Source organism: Actinospineispora acaciae DSM 45401, from assembly GCF_000620785.1.
Lineage (GTDB): Bacteria > Actinomycetota > Actinomycetes > Mycobacteriales > Pseudonocardiaceae > Pseudonocardia > Pseudonocardia acaciae.
Map to the genome: position 1 here is coordinate 440,915 of NZ_JIAI01000003.1, position 18,899 is coordinate 459,813.

An 18,899-nucleotide genomic window follows, 5' to 3' on the forward strand; every position below is an offset into this window, starting at 1 on the left:
GTCCCTGGGCGTCGGCGATCTCGGTACGCGTGACCTCGTTGTCCACTCGCGGAGGCTAACGCGTCCGCGAAGCGACCGCCGCATTTACCGCGTCCGCCCACAGCTCGATGCCCTTGTCCACCTGCTCGGCGGTGACCACCAGCGGCGGGATCATCCGCACCACGTTGCCGGCCGCGCCGCAGGTCAGCAGCAACAGCCCGCGCTCGGCCGCCGCCGCGTGCGCGCGCGCCGCCGTGTCCGGGTCGGGCGCGCCGTCGGCGGTCTGGAACTCGTTGCCGACCATCAGCCCGAGCCCGCGCACGTCCGCGATCACCGGGTGGTCGGCGGCCACCTTGCGCAGCCCGTCGGCCAGCCGGCGGCCCTGCTCGGCGGCGTTGTCCACCAGGTTCTCGTCGCGCACCACGTCCAGGGTGGCCAGCGCGGCGGCACAGGCCACCGCGTTGCCGCCGTAGGTGCCGCCCTGCGAGCCCGGCCAGGCCTTGGCCATCAGCTCGGTCGGCGCCGCGATCCCGGACAACGGGAACCCGCTGGCCAGGCCCTTGGCGGTGATGATGATGTCGGGTGTGACGCCGGGCGCGTGCTGGTGTCCCCAGAACTTGCCGGTGCGCCCGACCCCGGTCTGCACCTCGTCGGCGATGAGCAGGATGCCGTGCCGGTCGGCCCGTTCGCGCAGCCCGGCCAGGAACTCCGGCGGGGTGGGCACGTAGCCGCCCTCACCGAGCACCGGCTCGATCAGGAACGCGGCGGTGTCCTGCACCGGCGCGGCGGTGGCCAGCAGATAATCGAGCTCACGTAGCGCAAACTCGGTGGCCTGGGGCACGGACCAGCCGTAACGGAACGCGTACGGGAACGGCGAGACGCTCACGCCCGGCATCAGCGGGCCGATCCCGGCGCGGATCTTGGCGCCGGAGGTGGTCAGCGCGGCGGCGCCCATGGTGCGGCCGTGGAACCCGCCGGCGAAGACCACGATCCCCTGCCGGCCGGTGGCGTGGCGGGCCAGCCGGACCGAGGCCTCCACCGCCTCGCTGCCGGAGTTCATGTAGAACACGCTGTCCAGCCGCTCCGGCAGCACGTCGCCGAGCCGCTCGGTCAGCTTCAGCAGCGGCTCGTGCATGACCGTCGTGTACTGGCCGTGGATCAGCGTGCCGACCTGCGCCTGCGCGGCGGCCACCACCCGGGGGTGGCAGTGCCCGGTGCTGGTCACCCCGATGCCGGCGGTGAAGTCCAGGTAGCGCCGGTCGTCGGCGTCGTAGAGGTACACGCCCTCGCCGCGCACCGCCCGCACCGGGGTGGCCTGCTTGAGGACGGGGGACAACCGCGCCATCGTGCGCTCCTCGCGTCGTGCTCGTTGTGTCAGCAATATTGTCCGATTGTCGACAACTACATGGAAACATCCGCCCCGGCCCGCTGTCCAGTGGGGACTATCCGGCGATGGGCGTGGCGGGTCGGGGCGCGCCGACGATGCGGTCCACGGCCGAGGCCATGTGTTCTTCGAGCACGGCGGCCAGTAGCGCGAAGTCCCCGGAACGCACCGCGTCGCAGAGCTGGCGGTGTTCGGCGACCAGCTCGGCCGGCGGCGGCGCGGTGTCCTGCAGCGCGGTCAGGCACATCCGCGTCTCGGTCAGCAGCCCGTCGGCCATCCGGCGCAGCCGGGGGCTCCCGGACGCGGCCACCAGGGTCGCGTGGAAGGCCTGGTCGGCGTCCGCGAGCGCCACCGGGTCACCGGTCGCGGCGGCGTCCTCGATCACCCGTACCGCCTCGCCGAGCAGCGCGATCGCCACCGTCTTGTTGCCGCCGTTGAGGATCAGCCGCCCGGCGGCCTGCTCGACGGCCAGCCGGGCGGTGTAGACGTCGCGCACGTCCGCCTCGTCCAGGTCGCGCACGAAAATGCCGCGATGCCGCTCGCTGCGCAGCAAGCCCTCGGCGACCAGCCGCTGCATGGCCTCCCGCAGCGGCCCCCTGCTGACCCCGAGCCGGCCGGCCAGCTCCACCTCGCCGAGCTGGCTGCCGGGCGGGAAGGTGCCGCGCATGATCGCGCGCCGCAGCTGGTCGGCGACCAGGGCCGGGGTGGACTTGCGGTCCACCGGCTCCAGCTCGCCGTCCTCGGCGCTCATCTCGGTTCGCCGGCCCCGTCCGAGGGCGGGGTGCGGAACAGCGCGCCGAGCCCGGTGCGCGCCGTGGTGTCGCCGGCCAGCCGCAGGCCCTGCCAGATGCTCACCTGGTTCGCGGTGAGCACCGGCTTGCCCAGCTTCTGCTCCAGGTCGTCCAGCCAGGCCATGGTGTGCAGCGCGGTGTCCGGCAGCAGCACCGCCTCGGCGTCCGGGTGGTCGCCGGCCGCCGCCACCTCGAGCACCCGCTCCCGGCCGAGCGTGCCCACCTCGGCGGCGGTGATGATGTCCAGGGCGGACAGCCGCACGACGGTGACCCCGGCGGTGGCCAGGAAGGTGACGAAGCGCTCGGCGATGTCCTCCGGATAGGTGGCGGCCACCGCCACCCTGCTCACGCCGAGGCGGGCGGCCGCGTCGGTGAACGCGAACGAGGTGCTCGACGCCGGCACGCCGGCCGCCGTGCGCAGCGCCTCGACCTGCGCCGCCGCCCCGTCCCAGCCGAACACGAAGCTGCCGGAGGTGCACGCCCAGATCACCGCGTCACAGCTCGCGTCGCCGGCCGCCAGCTCGCGCGCGCCCACGGCCAGCACGTCGTCGGCGCCGATGTCCAGCAGCGCGTCCACCCGGTGCGCGTCCTCGCGCATCTCGGTGTGCTGCACCAGCAGCTTCGGCACGGCGGGGTCGTCGGGCGAGCCGAGCAGGCCCGCCGCGGTCGGATAGTCGTCCTCGGCGCTGTACCCCGGGTACAGGAATCCTATGGTCCGCATGATTGTGGACAATCTACAACATCAGGCGGCGGATGGCTCGCCGGAAACCAGAAGTCGCTGGCCGGTGCCGATCCCCTGCAGCCCCATCAGGCGCAACGCCGACCACATGGTGACCTGGTTCGCGGTGAGCACCGGCTTGCCCAGCGCCTGCTCCAGCGGCTCGATGATGTCGTAGGTGGGCAGGTTGGTGCAGCTGATGAACATCGCGTCCGCCTCCGGGGTGTCCACCGCCTTCACGATCTCGATCACCTGGTGGTACGGCACCCGCCAGATGTGCCCGAGCAGGCCCAGCCCGTTGCTGGCCACGGTCTCGATGCCGTACTCGGCCAGGTAGCTGACCAGCAGCGCTGTCACGTCGTCCACGTACGGGGTGGCGATGGCCAGCTTGCGCGCCCCGAGCAGCCCGAGCGCCTCGACCAGCGCGCCCGAGGTGGTGCAGGCCGCCGGGGCGCCGGCGTCCTCCATGGTGCGCACCAGCAGCCGCTCGCCCAGCATGCCGCCCACGAAGCTCCCGGACGTGCAGGCGTAGACCACCACGTCCGGCTCCGGGGTCAGCACGTCCCGGGTGGCGCGGCGGACCACCGCGCGCTCGCTCACGGCGGCGGCCATCTCCACCGTCACCGGTGTGGTGAAGAACGGCATCCGGGTCAGGTACAGCGAGACGTTGTCCGGGACCCATCGCCAGAGCTCGCGGTCCAGCGCGAAGTCGAACGGGGTGACCACGCCGATCCCCCGCTGGTCGTTTGTGGCCTCCAGGTAGGCCACCGAGAGCTCGGTAGGCATCCCGGCACCTCTCTACGTCTCGCTGTGCCGCTCGTAGACCAGCCGTTCCCCGACGCTGCCCGACCGCCACACGTCGTGACAGGCCTGCGCCATCGGCGCGAGCCCCTCCACGATGGTGGCGTAGACGTTGCCGGGTACCCAACCGACATCGCCGTTGAGCAGCAGGTTGTTACGCCCGTAGAAGATGGCGAGGTCGACGACGCCGGGCAGTCCCGAGACGCCCTTGTCCTCCTTGAACGCGTGGTCGAGCATGCCGGCGCCGAACGAGAAGTAGACGACGTCGCCCGGGATGGGCGTGACCGTCGGGTTCTCCAGCCCGATCTCGGTCTCGGCGAAACGGGGCACCATCGTGTACACCTCGTTGCGGGCGTACTTGGCGTGCTGGGCATCACCGGCCTGGGGAAGCGCGTTCCAGACGGCCTCGCAGGTGCGCGGCGCCTCCTTGTCGAGGAGCTCGGCCAGGCAGGACACGCCCCGCTTGGCCAACGTGATACGAAGCAGACGAGGCATGCATTCCCCCCGCGAACGGAACTGTGTGAAGGTCTCCTGCGAGCTCCTACGGCCGCGGATTGTTGACAATCATACGAGCGCTTCCTAGCGTGTCAATGCCTCTCCCGTGCGATCGGCCGATCGTTTACACCACCGTCACGAGGGTAACAAAACTGATGGTTTCTCCTGCTCAGCCGCGTGATCCGGCATTGGCGGTGCTGTACTCGTCGGACCTGCCTCCCGACCTGGAGGCGCGCGCCTCGCTGGGCCCGGACGCCCGGGTCCGCTACGCCACCCCGACCGAGCTGCCCGCCGCGCTGCGCGGCGCCGAGGCGCTGTTGATCTGGGACTTCAACGTCGGCGAGGCGGTGCGGGCCAGCTGGGACGCCGCGGACGCGCTGCGCTGGGTGCACGCCACCAGCGCCGGCGTGGACAAGCTGATCTTCGACGAGATGGTGGCCTCGGACGTGGTGATCACCAACTCGCGCGGGGTGTTCGACAGGGCGATGGCCGAGTACGTGCTCGGGATGGTCCTGGCCATGGCCAAGGACCTGCCGGCCACGCTGCGGCACCAGGACCGGGGCGAATGGCGGCACCGGGAGACCGGGACGATCACCGGCCGGACCGCGGTGGTGGTCGGCGGCGGCCCGATCGGGGCCGGGATCGCCGGGCTGCTGGAGGCGGTGGGGATGCGGGTGCGGCTGGTCGGCCGGCGGGCCCGCCCCGGGATGCACGACGCCTCGGACCTGCCCAGGCTGCTGCCCGAGGCGGACTACCTGGTGCTCGCCGCGCCGCTGACCGAGCAGACCAGGGGCATGGTGGACGCCGCGCTGCTGTCCAGGCTTCCCTCCCGGGCCCGGCTGATCAACGTCGGCCGGGGCCAGCTGGTGGTGCAGGACGACCTGGTCGCCGCGCTGTCCACCCGACGGATCGCCGGGGCCGCGCTGGACGTGTTCGACACCGAGCCGCTGCCGGCGGACTCGCCGCTCTGGACGCTGCCCGGCGTGATCGTCTCGCCGCACATGTCCGGGGACTTCATCGGCTGGCGCGACGCGCTGGCCGACCTGTTCGTCGACAACCTGGCCCGCTACCGGGCCGGCGAGCCACTGCGCAACGTGGTGGACAAGACCATCGGATACGTCAGGAGCGACGCGTCCGTCACCGAGACCGCGGGGAGCCCACGGTGAGCACAACTTCGACGACCACTGAGGCCGGCGCGTCGCTTGCGGACCTGAGTGCCACCGAGCTGCTGGCCGGGTACCGGTCCGGCGAGCTGTCCCCGGTGCGCGCCACCCGGGACGCGCTGGACCGCGCCGAGCGGTTCAACCCGACAGTGAACGCCTACTGCCTGCTCGACCCGGCGGGCGCGCTGGACGCGGCCAGGGAGTCCGAGGCCCGCTGGCGGCGCGGCCAGCCGGTCGGGCCGCTGGACGGCGTGCCGATCTCGATCAAGGACATCCTGCTCACCAAGGGCTGGCCGACCCTGCGCGGCTCCTACTCGGTGGACGAGTCGGGGCCGTGGGACGCCGACGGGCCCTCGGTGGCCAGGGTCAGGGAGGCCGGCGCGGTGCTGCTCGGCAAGACCACCACGCCCGACCTGGCCTGGAAGGGCGTGACCGACTCCCCCCGCAACGGGGTCACCGGCAACCCGTGGGACCCCACGCTGACCTGCGGCGGCTCCAGCGGCGGCAGCGCGTCGGCGGTGGCGTTGGGGATGGGCGCGGGCAGCCTGGGCACGGACGGTGGTGGCTCGGTGCGCATCCCGGCCGCGTTCAGCGGCATCGTCGCGCACAAGCCCACCTACGGGCTGGTGCCGCACTACCCGGGCAGCCCGTTCGGCCCGCTGTCCCACGTCGGCCCGATGACCCGCACGGCGGCCGACGCGGCGCTGCTGCTGGACGTCATGGCCGGGTTCGACGCCAGGGATCCGTGGGCGGGCTCGGTGCCCGCGCGGTCGTGCGTGGCCGCGCTGGACGGCGCCGAGGCGGGGCTGCGCGGGCTGCGGGTCGCGGTCAGCCCGACGCTCGGGTACGTCTCGGTGCACCCGGAGGTGGCCGCCGCGTTCGAGCGGGCTGTCTCGGTGTTCGGGGAGTTGGGGGCGGCGGTGGAGGCGGCCGACCCGGGGTTCACCGACCCGGTGGACGCGTTCCACGTGCTCTGGTTCGCCGGCGCGGCGAAGTGCGTCGAGCACCTGGACGCGGAGGGCATGACCCGGCTGGACCCCGGGCTCGCCGAGGTGGCCGCGACCGGTGCCGGGTATTCCGCGATGGACTACCTGGGGGCGATGGCGGTGCGCAACGAGCTGGGCACCCGGATGGGCGCCTTCCACGAGCGCTACCCGCTGCTGCTGACCCCGACGCTGCCGATCCCGGCGTTCGAGGCGGGGATGGAGGTGCCGCCCGGGTTCGGCTCCCGGCGCTGGACCGGGTGGACGCCGTTCACCTACCCGTTCAACATGACCCAGCAGCCGGCGGCGAGCGTGCCGTGCGGGTTCACCTCGGACGGGCGGCCGATCGGCCTGCAGATCGTGGGCCCCCGCCACGCCGACGACGCCGTCCTGGCGGCCGCCCACGCCTACCAACAGGCCACCGACTGGCACCGCCGCCGCCCACCGCTCCTCGGCTGACCGCCCGTACCCCGGTACCCCCTCCGCCGGCACACACCCAGTGGGCGCCGCACACACGTTCCAACCTGTGTGCGGCGCCGCGACGGTGTGTGCCGAGAGTCCGGACGCCGCCCGCGACGGTGTGTGCGGTGGGCGCGTCCGTGCGGACGGCTCAGGTGGCGTCGGGGTCGATGGGCGGGCGTTCGCCGGGGGCCAGCGAGCGCGGCGGCGGGGGTGTCATCGGCGGGAGCGGGGGCGGCGGGGTGTAGCCGTTGGGCTTGTAGTCGGCCGGGTCGTCGTCGAACAGCGAGCGGACGGCGGCCCGGCGCGGGTCGAAGTTGCGCAGCCCGCGCAGCTCCTGCAGCGGCTGGCGCAGGTCCTCGAACGGCTTGCGCAGCTGGTCGAACTCGGGGCCGAGCTCGCCGCGCAGCTGGTCACGGGCGCCGGTGGCGAAGTTCCTGACCTGGCGGATGGTCTTGCCGAGCCAGGCGGCGGCCTCGGGCAGCCGCTCCGGGCCGAGGATGAACAGGCCGGCGAGCACGAGCACCAGGATCTCGCCCCAGCCGACGTTCTCGAACATTCCCGGCCCGCCTCCCCGCGGTCTAGTCCGACCGCAGCGTCGCGGTGACGGTCAGCGGGCGGCCCTGCCGGATCAGCTGGATCTGCACCCTGTCTCCGACGTTGTGCTCCACCACCGCGACATACATCTCGTTCGCCGACCGAATGATCCGGTCACCGATCTTCACGATGACATCCTGCTCGACTATACCGGCCTCGGCGCCCGCGCTACCCGGCCGAACGTTCTGCACCTGGGCGCCGTCGGTGCGGCCGTCCGTCACCGGCTTCGCCACGTTCACGCCCAGGTCGGCGTGCTTGACCGGCTTGCCGCGCATCAGCAGCTCGGCGACCTTGCGGGCGAAGTCGATCGGGATCGCGAAGCCCAGCCCTATCGACCCGCCGCTGCCCTCGCCGGTGCGGATCGCCGTGTTCAAACCGACCACCGCACCCGTCGAGTCCACCAGCGGACCGCCCGAGTTGCCGAAGTTGATCGCCGCGTCGGTCTGGATGGCGTCGATCACCGCGTTGGTGTCCGAGCCCTCGCCGCTGAGCCGGACCGGGCGGTTCAGCGCGCTCACGATGCCGTTGGTGACGGTGCTCTCCAGCCCGAGCGGCGAGCCGACGGCGATCACCTCGTCGCCCACGGCGAGCGCGTCGGAGCTGCCGATCTGGGCCACCGTCGGGTTCGGCACGTTCACCTTGATCACGGCGAGGTCGGTCTTCGGGTCGCGGCCGACGATCTGGGCGGGCACCCGGGTGCCGTCGTGGAAAACGGCCTCGACCTTCGCGCCGGTCGCGCCGGCCGCCGGGGCGATGACGTGGTTGTTGGTCAGCACGTAGCCGTCGTTGTCGATGACCACGCCGGAGCCGGTGCCGCCCTGCTCACCGACGGTGATCTGGATGGACACCACGGCCGGCACCACCCGGGCCGCGATGCCGGCGATCGAGCCGGGCGCGCGCTCCTTGCCGGGCGCGGCCTCGGCGATGGTGGCGCCGGGCTCGGTCAGCGCGGACGAGGTGTCGCTGGCCCACTTGCCGATCAGCCCGCCGACCGCCCCGATCAGCAGCGCGATCACCCCGAGCAGCGCCAGCGCGGTCGGCTTGACCCGCTTGCCGAACACCAGTTCGCGCGCGCTGAGCCGGGCTCCTTCCGGCCTGGGCAGGATCGCCGGGGTGGGCTCCGCCGCGGCCGGCGGCCCGAGCCGCGCCGAGGCAGCCGGGTCACGCCACGGGTCGGCGCCCGCACCGCCCTCCCAGAACGGGTCGGGGTCGCTCGGCTCCTGGCCGGCGTCGGGCGGGCGCTGCAGGTCGGTGCCCACGCCGTGCGGCCGGCTGAACGCGCTCACCAGCGCGTGGTGCGGCGGCGCGACCTCGATGCGCCGGGCTCCGTTGACCTCCGCCGGCCCGGGACCGCCGGGCGCCGGCACCGGGGCGAACGCGCCGGCAACTCCGCTCGGACGCCCGAAGACATCCGCCGAGCCGGCGTCCACCGGCGGCCGGTCCAGCGGCCGGGGGCCGAGGCGGGGCGGCTCGTCCTCCCGGGTCGGCCGCTCGCTCGGCGGCGGTGGTGGCGTCTTGTCGGCCTGTGCCGCCGGGTCGGCCCCCGGCGGTTCGTCCCGCTGTGCCGGCTCGCCGCCCGGTACCGGTTGGTCGGTCCGCGTCGGGTCGTCGTTCCGGGGCGTCTGGTCGTCCCGATCGGGTTGCGGGTCGCTCATCGCCAGCGGGACTCCTGAACGTCGGGACAGCGTAGGTCGACGTCAAGCGTGCCCCGAGGGGGGTGAAGCCCGTGTGACGACCCCCGCTGGTGCGCGTGATCGTTACCGGTGCAGGTGACGCACGGCGGCCGCGTCCGTGGGCGGCGGTGGCGCGGCGGGCGGGGCCAGCGCGGCGGGGGCCGGGGCCAGCACCGCGGCGGTGGGCACCGGGCGCCAGGGGTCGCCGGTCGGGGCGCCGATCCCGGCGCGGGACTCGGCGGTGGGCCGGGACAGGTCGCCGACCGGTACCGCGCCGCCGAACGACGCGGTGGGCGGCGGCACCGTCGGCGCGGCCGGGTCCGCCCCGACCATCAGCGCGCCCAGCGCCAGGCCGGACACCACGGCACCCGCGCCCAGCCGAACAACTCGGGTCTGCCGGCGCCGGTCGCCGCGCCGGCCGGGCTCGCGCAACATGGAGACCAGCTGGCCGTCGGGGCCGACCGCCAGGCCTGCGGGCGGGGCGGGCAGCTCAGCCTCCTGCGGGATCGCCCGCAGCGACGTGAGCAGGGAGGACGGCAGGCTCGGGGCCGACGACGCGCGCAACGCCCAGCGCGCCTGGGTCTGCGCGACCACCTCGGAGGCGCACTGCGCGCAGCGGGCCAGGTGCTCCAGCGCTCGGCGCCGGGCGCCCGGAGACAACTCCTCGTCGACGTAGGCCACGATGGCGTCCATGGCGAGGTGACCCCCGCCCCACGCCGGCCCCGTCGGGGACTGCCCCCGGAGCTCGGTCATCCACTAACCTCCCGCGCCCTGCAAAGCCCGTTCCTCGACGACCCGCGCCGCGCGATGCCGCTCCAGCGACGCCCGCAACGCTGCCCGCCCTCGGTGGATCCGACTGCGGACCGTACCCAGCTTCACTCCGAGGGTAGCGCCGATCTCCTCGTACGACAGGCCCTCGATGTCACAGAGCACGACGGCCGCCCTGAACTCCGGCGCCAGCTCGTCCAGCGAGGCCTGCAGCGCGGGGTCCAGGTGGGTGTCCGAGTAGACCTGCTCGGGGTCGGGGCCGCCGCCGGGCAGCCGGTCGGTGTCCTCCGGCAGGCCCTCCATGCGCAACCGGCCACGCCGGCGCACCATGTCCAGGAACAGGTTGGTGGTGATCCGGTGCAGCCAGCCCTCGAACGTGCCGGGCTGGTACGACGCCAGCGAGCGGAACACCCGGATGAACGTCTCCTGGGTGAGGTCCTCGGCGTCGTGCGCGTTGCCGGTGAGCCGGTAGGCCAGCCGGTAGACCCGGTCGGCGTGTTCTCGGACGACCTCGTCCCAGCTCGGCGGCGTCCAGCTGGACGCGGCGTCGGGCAGCGCGGCGGCGCTCGGTCGAGTGACCATGGTGACGGTTCGCACCTCCTGGGGGCGGGTCGTGCCACAAGTATGAACGTGGTGGCCAACCTCTTTGTTTCCTTGTGACCAAGTTATGCACAGTTGGGTTGGTCACCCGTGGGCGCTTCCGACGACCCCGAAGGCCCCCACGTTGTGCCATACACAGAGTGACGGATGACCGTGAGGGAGCCGTGAGGTTCGCCTAAGAGCCGCCTAAGAACCTCCCGCGCCCCGCTCAATACCCGGTTTGCCGGCGTTGACGCAGTAATCTCAGGACGTGAACGGTGACGGCGGCACGGCCGCCCGGCGTGGCTTCGCAACCAGAGCCGTCGGGTACCTCGCGCCGAGCCACCTCGACGAGGACGAGGTGCTGCTCGACGCTCGGACCCGAGGGACCGAGTTCGGCTGCGCCCCGATCGACCCCGCCGAGGGCGCCGCGCTGCGCTTCCTGGCCACCGCGCTGCGGGCCAGGGCGGTGGTCGAGATCGGCACCGGCGCGGGCGTGAGCGGCCAGTGGCTGCTGCGCGGCATGGCCCCGGACGGCGTGCTCACCTCCATCGACATCGAGCCCGAGCACCAGCGGGCCGCCCGCGCCGGCTTCCGCGAGGCCGGCTACCCCAGCGGCCGGCTGCGGTTGATCAACGGCATCGCCCTGGAGGTGCTCCCCCGCCTCGCCGACGGCGCCTACGACCTGGTGTTCGCCGACGCGGCCACCGTGGAGTACCCGAGGTACCTGGACGCGGCCATCCGGCTGCTCCGCCCCGGCGGGGTGGTCGCGCTGTGCGGCGTACCGACCGCCGACGAGCTGGACAGCTACGAGGCCGGCCCGGAGGCGCGCGCGCTGCTGGAGGTCCACCAGGCCTGCCGCGAGGACGAACGCCTTGTCCCGCTGCCGCAGGCCACCACCGGCCTGCTGATCGCCGCCCGCACCGCCGCGGCCTGACCCCACCGCTCGACCCAGCGGCCAGCCGACTCCAGCCCTGGCCAAGTCCGCCCCGGCCAACTCCGTAACCACGCCACCCGCCGCACTCACCCCACCCACGCCGCCGCGCCCGCTCACCACCCCACCAAACCGACCGACCGTCGGTCTACCTCACGACGGCGGACTGACGCCGCGGTGAGGTCCCGTTGATCATGGAAAGGCGGTTCCGCGGAACCGGGTACGGGCGGTTCCGGGGACGCGGAGTCAGCTGGCGGTGACGCCCTTGCCGAGCACCACGACGCCGCCTGCGCTGACCGTGTAGCGGGCTCGGTCCAGGGCCAGGTCCACGCCGACCTGGGCACCGTCGGGGACGAGCACGTTCTTGTCCAGGATGGCGTTGCGGACGGTGGCGCCCTTGCCGATGCGCACGCCCGGCAGCAGCACCGAGTCGGACACCTCCGCCCCGGCCTCGACGCGCACGCCGGCGCTGACCACCGAGCGGTTCACCACCCCGCCGGAGATGATCGTTCCCGGGCCGACGATGGAGTCCTCCGCGCGGCCGGTCTCGACGAACTTGGCCGGGGGCAGCGGCGGGGTCGCGGTGCGGATCGGCCAGCGGTCGTTGTAGAGGTTGAAGATGGGGTGCACGGACACCAGGTCGAGGTGGGCGTCGTAGTAGGCGTCCAGGGTGCCGACGTCGCGCCAGTAGCCGGCGTCGCGGTCGGTCGCGCCGGGGACGACGTTGTCGGCGAAGTCGTAGACGGCGGCCTCGCCGGCGCGGACCAGCCTCGGGATGATGTCGCCGCCCATGTCGTGGTCGGAGTCGGCGTCCTCGGCGTCGGCGTGCAGGGCGCCCAGCAGCGCGTCGGTGGAGAACAGGTAGTTGCCCATCGAGGCGAAGGTGACCTCGGGGTCGTCGGGGGTGCCTGGCGGGTCGGAGGGCTTCTCCAGGAAGTCGATGATCTGGCCGTCCTCGTTCGCCGAGATGCAGCCGAAGCCCTTGGCCTCGGCGCGCGGCACCCTGATCCCGGCCACCGTGACCCCGGCCCCGCTCACGATGTGCTGGGCGATCATCTGGGACGGGTCCATCCGGTAGACGTGGTCGGCGCCGAACACGGCTATGTAGTCCGGGCGTTCGTCGTAGACCAGGTTCAGGCTCTGGAAGATCGCGTCCGCCGAGCCGGTGTACCAGCGCCGGCCGAGGCGCTGCTGGGCCGGGACCGGGGTGATGTACTGGCCGAGCACGGACGACAGCCGCCAGGTGCTGGAGATGTGCCGGTCCAGCGAGTGCGACTTGTACTGGGTGAGCACGCAGATCCGGTGCAGCCCGGCGTTGACCAGGTTGGACAGCACGAAGTCGATCAGCCGGTAGTTGCCGCCGAACGGGACGGCCGGTTTGGCGCGGTCGGCGGTCAGGGGCCAGAGCCGCTTGCCCTCACCGCCGGCCAGCACGATGCCGAGCACGCTGCCCGGCATGCCCACCGGAAAGCGCGTAGTACTCATCGCCGATGCTCCGTCTCCCCTGCGCTGGGTGTCCCGTCCGCGATGGGCCCGGACCTCGGCGGCGCGGCCGGTGAGAGACCCCCCGGCAGCCGGGCTGCGCTCGCGCGGTTACCGCAACCGACATTAACGTGGCTCCGGGCGCGGTTCCACCTTCCGGTGCCCGACACACCGCCGCTGAGACGGCGTTCACCACGGATTCAGCCCGAGGTACCGGCCCGGCGGCGAGCCCGGTGCGCGGCGACCGCCGAGCGGTTGGCGCAGGCCGGCGAGCAGTACCGGCGGCTGGCGTTGCGCGAGGCGTCCGCGTACACCCGCCGGCAGCCGGCCGCCGAGCACACCCCGTGCCGCTCCAGCCCGTACTCGGAGACCAGCGAGGCCAGCGCGAACGCCGTGGTGGCCCGCACCCTGGCCAGCAGGCCGGTGTCCGGGCCGCTGTAGTGCAGGTGCCACGGCTGGCCGTCGTGCGCGGTCAGGTGCGGGGTGATGTCGGCGTCGGCGAGGATGCCGTTGATCAGCTCGGCGGCCCGGGCGACGCCGGTGGCGTCGAACACCTCGGCGAGCCGGGCCGCCCAGGCCCACAGGTCGCGCTCCAGGCCCGCGGTCCACGGCGAGTCGATCTGGTAGCGCCGGGCGGCGAGGAGCTCGCGCGGCGCGGGGGCGCCGGCGGAGCGCAGGCCGTTCACCAGGTCGACGGCCAGCCCGAGCGGGTCGTTGCGGTAACCGGTGAAGTCCATTGACCACTTACCTCGAGGCTGCTTGGATACGTTGTAAGAGTCGTAATACTTGACGGATATTACCGGTTGGAGGCGGGATGCGCTGCACGGAGTGCGGCTGGCCGTTGTCGGAGGGCGAGACGATCTCGACGCACCGCACCTCGGAGGGCCAGGTCAGCTACCTGCGCTGCCCGTGCGGGGCGATAGCGGTACGGCTGCGCCAGCCGCCGCCGAGCACGCCGGTCATCGACGTGGTGGTGGGCAGGGGGCTAACGGCCGGGTAGGGCCAGGCCGAGCGCCAGGGCGGCCAGGGTGCGGGCGGCGAACCCGGTCGCGCCGGCGGCCACCTCGTCGTAGGGCTTCTCGCAGCGCGCCGGGCCGGCGATGTCCAGGTGCGCCCAGGGCAGCCCGCCGGTGAACTCCCGCAGGAACAGCGCCGCGCCGATGCCGCTGGGGCCCTTCGGGATCTGGCGGACGTCGGCGATGTCCGAGGCGACCTCCTCGGCCACGTGGTCGAGCAGCGGCATCCGCCACAGTCGCTCGCCGGCTCGTTCGCCGGCCTTGACGAGCGCGTCGGCCAGCTCGTCGTCGGTGGCGAACAGCCCGCCGGTGCGCAGGCCCAGCGTCACCTTCATGGCCCCGGTGAGGGTCGCCACGTCGACGATCAGGTCGGGCGCGAGCTCGCGCACCGCGTAGCCGAGCGCGTCGGCGAGCACCAGCCGGCCCTCGGCGTCGGTATTGGTCACCTCGGTGGTGGTGCCGTCGTAGTGGCGGACGACGTCGCCGGGGCGGTACGCCGAGCCGGACACGTGGTTCTCCGCGGCCGGCACCAGGCCGGTCACCCGCAGCGGCACTCGCAGCCGGGCGATGGCCACCAGCGCGCCGACCACCGCCGCGCCACCGGCCATGTCGGTGCGCATCAGGTGCATGCCGTCGGCGGGCTTGATGGAGATGCCGCCGGTGTCGAAGGTGATGCCCTTGCCGACCAGCACCAGGTGCCGTTCGTCGGCCCGCTCGGAGGGGTTCCAGTCCAGGCGCAGCAGCGCGGGCGGGCGGGACGAGCCGCCGCCGACGGCGAGCAGGCCGCCGAAGCCCTCGGCGGCGAGTCGTTCGGACGGCCAGGTGCGCGAGGTCAGGCCGGGCACGGTGGCGGCGACCTCGGCGGCGGTCTCGACCAGCCAGGTCGGCGTCTTGACGTCGGACGGGGTGCTGGCCAGGTCGCGGGCCAGCGCGGTGGCCGCCGCCAGCGCCCCGGCCACCTCGGCCCGCTCGCGGGCGACCGCCAGCTCGGCCCCCGGCACCACCAGCTCGACCCGGCCCGGCGCCGAGGGCCGTCGGGTGCTCACCCGGAACCGGTGCGAGCCCAGGACCAGCCCGGTGACCAGCTCGGTGATCGGCTCGGTACTCAGCACTGCCCGGCTCGACTCGGACAGCCCGGCCGCCGGGACCGCCACGGGCCGCCCGGCACCGTTGGGGTCGCTGGTAGCGTCCGCGGCCTCGTCGGCGCGCGCCCGCAACCTCCCGGCCAGGGCGGCGCCGGCGCGACGAAGCCCGGCGGGGTCGGTGGCGCGGTCGCCGATGCCGAGCAGCAGGCGCCCGTCCGGCAGCACGTGCAACTGACCGGCCGTGCCGTCGGCACCCAGGGTCTCGATCAGCTCCGGGTCGACGAGATCGACGAGATCGGCGGGATCGGCGGAGTCGACGCCGCCGCCCGCGGCGTCCTGTCGTCCCTCTGCGTCCAGCGTGACGACCCGTTCCGCCCCCTCGCTCGGCCGCCCGACCACGTCGACCGTCAGCAGCGGTGACGGTACCGGTGGCAGCGTGTCGACACCCGTTGCGCTCGCGCGCCCCCCGACGCCGGTTGCCGGCACGCTCAGCCCGATGCCGCTTTCAGTGCGTCGCCCAGGTCACTGGCCTCTTCGGCCGACATCTCGACGACCAGGCGGCCTCCCCCTTCCAGTGGTACGCGCATCACGATGCCCCGCCCCTCCTTGGTGACTTCGAGGGGACCATCTCCGGTCCGGGGCTTCATGGCCGCCATGTCGAGCTCCCTCCATAGCCGGTCGTCACGGGCTCGGTGCGTCGGGGGTCCGGCGCGTGTCCGCGCCGGCGGCTGAGACGAGCCCATGGGTGGATCCAGTGGATATTGTCCCCTATCCCGGAATGAGTGGTGCAACCGAGGCGATCACCTCGGTGAAGATCGCGAACCGATCCGATCACGGCCCAACCGCGACGCAACCCTCCAGATGGTCGTCAACCAGGCCGACGGCCTGCATCAATGCGTAGCACGTCGTGGGGCCGACGAACCTGAACCCGCGCCGTTTCAGCTCGCGCGCCATGGCCGTCGACTCCGGCGTCACCGCCGGCACCTCGGCCAGCGTGCGCGGGCGGCGGCGGCCGGCCGGATCGGGAGCGAACGACCAGAGCAGCTCGTCCAGCGGGACGTCCAGGTCCAGCACCGCGCGGGCGTTGCCCCGGGCCGCCTCGATCTTGGCGCGGTTGCGGACGATGCCGGGGTCGGCGAGCAGCCTGGCCACGTCGGCGTCGTCGAACGCGGCCACGGCGGCCGGGTCGAAGCCGGCGAACGCGCGCCGGAACGCCTCCCGCTTGCGCAGGATGACCAGCCAGGACAGCCCGGACTGGAAGCCCTCCAGGCACAGCCGCTCGAACATCGGGGTGACCCCGCGCAGCGGCCGGCCCCACTCCCGGTCGTGGTACTCCACGTACTCGGGCGCGGACATGCCCCAGGGGCAGCGGGCCCGCCCGTCCGGGCCGACCACTGCACCGTTCTCCGTCACTGTCCAGCCTCCCCGGCGGCCGCGCCGTCGTTCGTCATGTCATCGGTGGGCTCCAGCTCGGCGAGGCGCAGCAGCAGCGCGTCCCGTTCCCCGGTGACCTGCTCCAGCTCGCCGGCCGCCCGGTCCAGCTCGCCGGCCAGCCGCTCCAGCGCCCAGTCCACCTCGGCCATCTTGTAACCCCGTATCGCCTGCTGGAACCGCAGCGCACGCACGTCGTCGGCGCGCAGCTGGTGGTCCGGCAGCCAGGTCGGCGTGGCGCCGGGTGGGATGGGCGCGAGCTCCTCGCCCCGCCCGAACACCGCCGACGCACCCAGGAAGAAGACGGCCGCGACCCCCAGCACCACCACGAGGTAGATCAGCGCCGTGCCCATGCGTGGACTCTAGTGCGGCCCTAGTTGTCGACCCCGTCACCCGTGCGGGACAGGATCTCGAGCATCGGCGGGCGCTCGGTGACCTCGACGTGCGCGCTGGTCGGCAGCCACTCGCCTTCGAGCTGGCGGAACTGCGTGATCGCGCCGCCGGAGTCGGGCAGCGCGCAGCGGTGCAGCGCTGCGGCCAGTATCTGGCGGGCCATCACGCCCAGCGCCAGCAGCGAGCGGTTGCGGTGCTTGCGTACGCCGAGGTTGACCTGGGCCAGCGCGTCCAGGCCGTGCCGTTCCCAGGTGTCCAGCAGCAGCCCGATCTCCACCCCGTACCCGGCCGCGAACGGCACCGACTCGAGCAGCTCGCGGGTGGCGGCGTACTCCCCGCCGAGCGGCTGCACCACCCCGGACAGCTCCGGACGCAGCGCGGCCAGCAGCGGGCGTACCAAAAGCTCGGTGACCCGGCCGCCGCCTGCGTTGATGCTCGTTCCGCTGGCGCTGCTCTCGGTCTCCAGCTCGGAGGTCTCCAGCCGCAGCGGGCGCCGGTAGAAGCCCTTGACCAGCGCCACCCCGGGCTCGGTGAGCAGCGGGCCGAGCAGCGCGGGGACGAACCCGGGGTCGAAATCGACCAGGTCGGAGTCCAGGAACACCACCAGGTCGCCGGCGGTCGCGGCCAGCGAGCGCCACAGCACCTCGCCCTTGCCGGGCACCGGCTCGACGTCCGGGAGCACCTCCTCGCGGCCGACCACCCGCGCCCCGGCGGCCGCGGCGCGCGCCCTGGTCAGGTCGGTGGAGCCAGAGTCCAGCACGACCAGCTCGTCCACCAGCGGGTCGGGGCCGGTGGCCAGCGAGGCGACGGCGGCCACGATCGGCCCCACGGTGTCCTGCTCGTTCAGCGCGGGCAGTACGACGGAGACGCTCCGGCCGCGCTTGGCGGCGCGCAGCTCGTCGACGGTCCAGGCCGGGCGCTGCCAGGTGCGGCGCGCGAACCAGGCCTCCAGCTCGGGGTCCACCTAGGCGAGCCCGCGCACGCAGCGGGCGGGCGGGCGGGTACCGAGGATGCTGGCCACCATGTCCACGGTACGGCGTACGGCGGCCACCTCGCCCGCGCCGTGTGCCCGGAACGCTTTAACGCCGTCCGCGGCGGCCAGCGCGACGGCGGCCAGCGCACCCTCGCCGGTGAGCTCCCCGCCGGACAGCGTCATCAGCACCGGCCACCCGGTGGTGACCAGCTCGTCGCGGCGGCGCAGCAGCTCCAGCCCGTGCCCGGCGCCCTCGGCGTCGACGAGGATGCCCTCCTTGGGCACCCCCAGCTCCACCATGCGCTCGGCCCGGTCGGCCGGACAGGCGACCCCGACGCCGTGCTCGGCCGCCACCTCGGCCAGCTCCGGGTCGGCGCCGACACCGAGCAGGTCCGCGCCCACCGCACAGGCCGGCCCGGCCACCCGCGCGAGCCCGGTGCGCACGCCGATCACCAGGTCGGGGTGGCGTTGCCGGGCCTGCGCCACGATCGGCACCAGCCGGCCGTCCCCGGAGACCTCCACCAGGTCCGCGCCGGCGTCGACGGCCGCGTCCCATTCCTCGAGTGGCTCGGACGCGCCGACGCTCGCCACCACCAGGGCACGATCGGCGGCCGGCGTCCGCGAGCCGAAGCGCAACGGAGCCGTCACGACCCGCCCGCGCATGCGTCCAGCGCCGAGGTCACGTCGCCGGTCACCACCAGCCGGTCCATCGCGCCGGCCCGCACGAACCCGTCATCCACCAGGCCGCGCATCCACGCCAGCAGGCCCGCGTAGTGCCCCTCCGGGTCGAGCAGCACCACCGGCTTGGCGTGCAGGTCCAGGGCGCCGGCGCTCCAGGTCTCGAACAGCTCCTCGCAGGTGCCCAGCCCGCCGGGCAGCGTGACGAACGCGTCGGCGTGCGCGTCCATCAGCGCCTTGCGCTCGCGCATGGTGTCGGTGACCAGCAGCTCGTCGGAGTCGTGGTCGGCCCACTCGCGCTCCACCATGGAGTGCGGGATCACCCCGACCGTCCGTGCCCCTCCGGCCCTGGCCGCCTTCGCCACCGCGCCCATCATGGAGCGCCGCCCGCCCCCGGAGACCAGCGTCCAGCCCCGCGCGGCGATGCCGGCGCCCAGCTCCTCGGCCAGGGTGAGCAGCTTCGGCGAGATCCCCTCGTGCGAAGCGCAGTACACGCATACGGCGAATTCGGTCACGC

At 73.6% G+C, this 18,899-nt stretch carries 22 protein-coding genes; 4 read left to right on the forward strand and 18 right to left on the reverse strand.

Annotated features, from left to right (window positions below; genetic code table 11):
• Nucleotides 1–55: 55 nt before the first annotated feature.
• The 5 genes from N912_RS0118920 to N912_RS0118940 form a co-directional block, all read right to left on the reverse strand.
• Nucleotides 56–1,324, reverse strand: coding sequence for an aspartate aminotransferase family protein (locus N912_RS0118920; RefSeq protein ID WP_028923645.1), 1,269 nt, complete (start codon nucleotides 1,322–1,324; stop codon nucleotides 56–58).
• 97 nt (nucleotides 1,325–1,421) lie between these two features.
• Complete coding sequence (locus N912_RS0118925; protein ID WP_028923646.1) at nucleotides 1,422–2,114, reverse strand: GntR family transcriptional regulator; 693 nt, start codon at nucleotides 2,112–2,114, stop codon at nucleotides 1,422–1,424.
• Nucleotides 2,111–2,875 (reverse strand): maleate cis-trans isomerase family protein, encoded by a 765-nt coding sequence (locus N912_RS0118930; protein WP_028923647.1) that lies wholly within the window; start codon nucleotides 2,873–2,875, stop codon nucleotides 2,111–2,113. Before N912_RS0118930 ends, N912_RS0118925 begins: the two co-directional genes overlap by 4 nt.
• A gap of 21 nt (nucleotides 2,876–2,896) precedes the next feature.
• On the reverse strand, nucleotides 2,897–3,658 hold the full coding sequence (locus N912_RS0118935) for a maleate cis-trans isomerase family protein (protein WP_028923648.1): 762 nt from the start codon (nucleotides 3,656–3,658) through the stop codon (nucleotides 2,897–2,899).
• 12 nt (nucleotides 3,659–3,670) lie between these two features.
• Nucleotides 3,671–4,168, reverse strand: coding sequence for a DUF3830 family protein (locus tag N912_RS0118940; protein WP_028923649.1), 498 nt, complete (start codon nucleotides 4,166–4,168; stop codon nucleotides 3,671–3,673).
• 155 nt (nucleotides 4,169–4,323) lie between these two features.
• Between N912_RS0118940 and N912_RS0118945 the strand changes: the two genes are divergently transcribed.
• Nucleotides 4,324–5,334, forward strand: coding sequence for a D-2-hydroxyacid dehydrogenase (locus N912_RS0118945; protein WP_037065353.1), 1,011 nt, complete (start codon nucleotides 4,324–4,326; stop codon nucleotides 5,332–5,334).
• Entirely contained in the window at nucleotides 5,331–6,773 is a 1,443-nt protein-coding gene (locus tag N912_RS0118950) for an amidase (RefSeq protein ID WP_051580412.1), read from the forward strand. Before N912_RS0118945 ends, N912_RS0118950 begins: the two co-directional genes overlap by 4 nt.
• A gap of 151 nt (nucleotides 6,774–6,924) precedes the next feature.
• Here N912_RS0118950 and tatB read toward each other — a convergent pair whose 3' ends face one another.
• The 4 genes from tatB to sigE form a co-directional block, all read right to left on the reverse strand.
• Nucleotides 6,925–7,332, reverse strand: coding sequence for a Sec-independent protein translocase protein TatB (gene tatB, locus N912_RS0118955; RefSeq protein WP_028923652.1), 408 nt, complete (start codon nucleotides 7,330–7,332; stop codon nucleotides 6,925–6,927).
• 22 nt (nucleotides 7,333–7,354) lie between these two features.
• Nucleotides 7,355–9,025, reverse strand: coding sequence for a trypsin-like peptidase domain-containing protein (locus tag N912_RS52980; protein ID WP_084211000.1), 1,671 nt, complete (start codon nucleotides 9,023–9,025; stop codon nucleotides 7,355–7,357).
• A gap of 102 nt (nucleotides 9,026–9,127) precedes the next feature.
• The gene (locus N912_RS60475) at nucleotides 9,128–9,796 is read right to left on the reverse strand and encodes a zf-HC2 domain-containing protein (protein ID WP_064745316.1); all 669 of its coding nucleotides are present in this window, start codon (nucleotides 9,794–9,796) and stop codon (nucleotides 9,128–9,130) included.
• Between the two features lie 3 nt (nucleotides 9,797–9,799).
• Entirely contained in the window at nucleotides 9,800–10,393 is a 594-nt protein-coding gene (gene sigE / locus N912_RS0118970; RefSeq protein ID WP_051580473.1) for an RNA polymerase sigma factor SigE, read from the reverse strand.
• Between the two features lie 268 nt (nucleotides 10,394–10,661).
• Here sigE and N912_RS52990 point away from each other — a divergent pair, with 268 nt between their 5' ends.
• Nucleotides 10,662–11,327, forward strand: coding sequence for an O-methyltransferase (locus N912_RS52990; RefSeq protein WP_051580414.1), 666 nt, complete (start codon nucleotides 10,662–10,664; stop codon nucleotides 11,325–11,327).
• Between the two features lie 243 nt (nucleotides 11,328–11,570).
• On the opposite strand, the gene glgC is transcribed toward N912_RS52990, so the two are convergent.
• Nucleotides 11,571–12,809, reverse strand: a complete 1,239-nt coding sequence (gene glgC / locus N912_RS0118980) for a glucose-1-phosphate adenylyltransferase (RefSeq protein WP_211261294.1) — start codon at nucleotides 12,807–12,809, stop codon at nucleotides 11,571–11,573.
• 197 nt (nucleotides 12,810–13,006) lie between these two features.
• The gene (locus N912_RS52995; RefSeq protein WP_037065355.1) at nucleotides 13,007–13,543 is read right to left on the reverse strand and encodes a CGNR zinc finger domain-containing protein; all 537 of its coding nucleotides are present in this window, start codon (nucleotides 13,541–13,543) and stop codon (nucleotides 13,007–13,009) included.
• A 77-nt stretch (nucleotides 13,544–13,620) separates the two neighbouring features.
• Here N912_RS52995 and N912_RS53000 point away from each other — a divergent pair, with 77 nt between their 5' ends.
• Nucleotides 13,621–13,806 (forward strand): hypothetical protein, encoded by a 186-nt coding sequence (locus tag N912_RS53000; RefSeq protein ID WP_037065357.1) that lies wholly within the window; start codon nucleotides 13,621–13,623, stop codon nucleotides 13,804–13,806.
• Here N912_RS53000 and N912_RS0118995 read toward each other — a convergent pair.
• The 7 genes from N912_RS0118995 to N912_RS0119025 form a co-directional block, all read right to left on the reverse strand.
• Entirely contained in the window at nucleotides 13,792–15,393 is a 1,602-nt protein-coding gene (locus N912_RS0118995) for a leucyl aminopeptidase family protein (protein WP_051580415.1), read from the reverse strand. The genes N912_RS53000 and N912_RS0118995 overlap by 15 nt on opposite strands.
• Nucleotides 15,394–15,395: 2 nt before the next feature.
• On the reverse strand, nucleotides 15,396–15,563 hold the full coding sequence (locus N912_RS62105; RefSeq protein WP_084211001.1) for a DUF3117 domain-containing protein: 168 nt from the start codon (nucleotides 15,561–15,563) through the stop codon (nucleotides 15,396–15,398).
• A gap of 175 nt (nucleotides 15,564–15,738) precedes the next feature.
• On the reverse strand, nucleotides 15,739–16,320 hold the full coding sequence (locus N912_RS0119005; RefSeq protein WP_028923656.1) for a DNA-3-methyladenine glycosylase I: 582 nt from the start codon (nucleotides 16,318–16,320) through the stop codon (nucleotides 15,739–15,741).
• Nucleotides 16,317–16,691 (reverse strand): DivIVA domain-containing protein, encoded by a 375-nt coding sequence (locus N912_RS53005; protein WP_051580416.1) that lies wholly within the window; start codon nucleotides 16,689–16,691, stop codon nucleotides 16,317–16,319. The genes N912_RS0119005 and N912_RS53005 overlap by 4 nt, the downstream gene beginning before the upstream one ends.
• A 20-nt stretch (nucleotides 16,692–16,711) precedes the next feature.
• The gene (locus N912_RS0119015) at nucleotides 16,712–17,695 is read right to left on the reverse strand and encodes a glucosyl-3-phosphoglycerate synthase (protein WP_028923657.1); all 984 of its coding nucleotides are present in this window, start codon (nucleotides 17,693–17,695) and stop codon (nucleotides 16,712–16,714) included.
• Nucleotides 17,696–18,352 carry a pterin-binding domain-containing protein gene (locus N912_RS0119020; RefSeq protein WP_245645331.1) on the reverse strand — a complete coding sequence of 219 codons (657 nt, stop codon included), beginning with the start codon at nucleotides 18,350–18,352 and terminating at the stop codon, nucleotides 17,696–17,698.
• Complete coding sequence (locus N912_RS0119025; RefSeq protein WP_425415300.1) at nucleotides 18,349–18,897, reverse strand: LOG family protein; 549 nt, start codon at nucleotides 18,895–18,897, stop codon at nucleotides 18,349–18,351. Before N912_RS0119025 ends, N912_RS0119020 begins: the two co-directional genes overlap by 4 nt.
• Nucleotides 18,898–18,899: the final 2 nt, after the last annotated feature.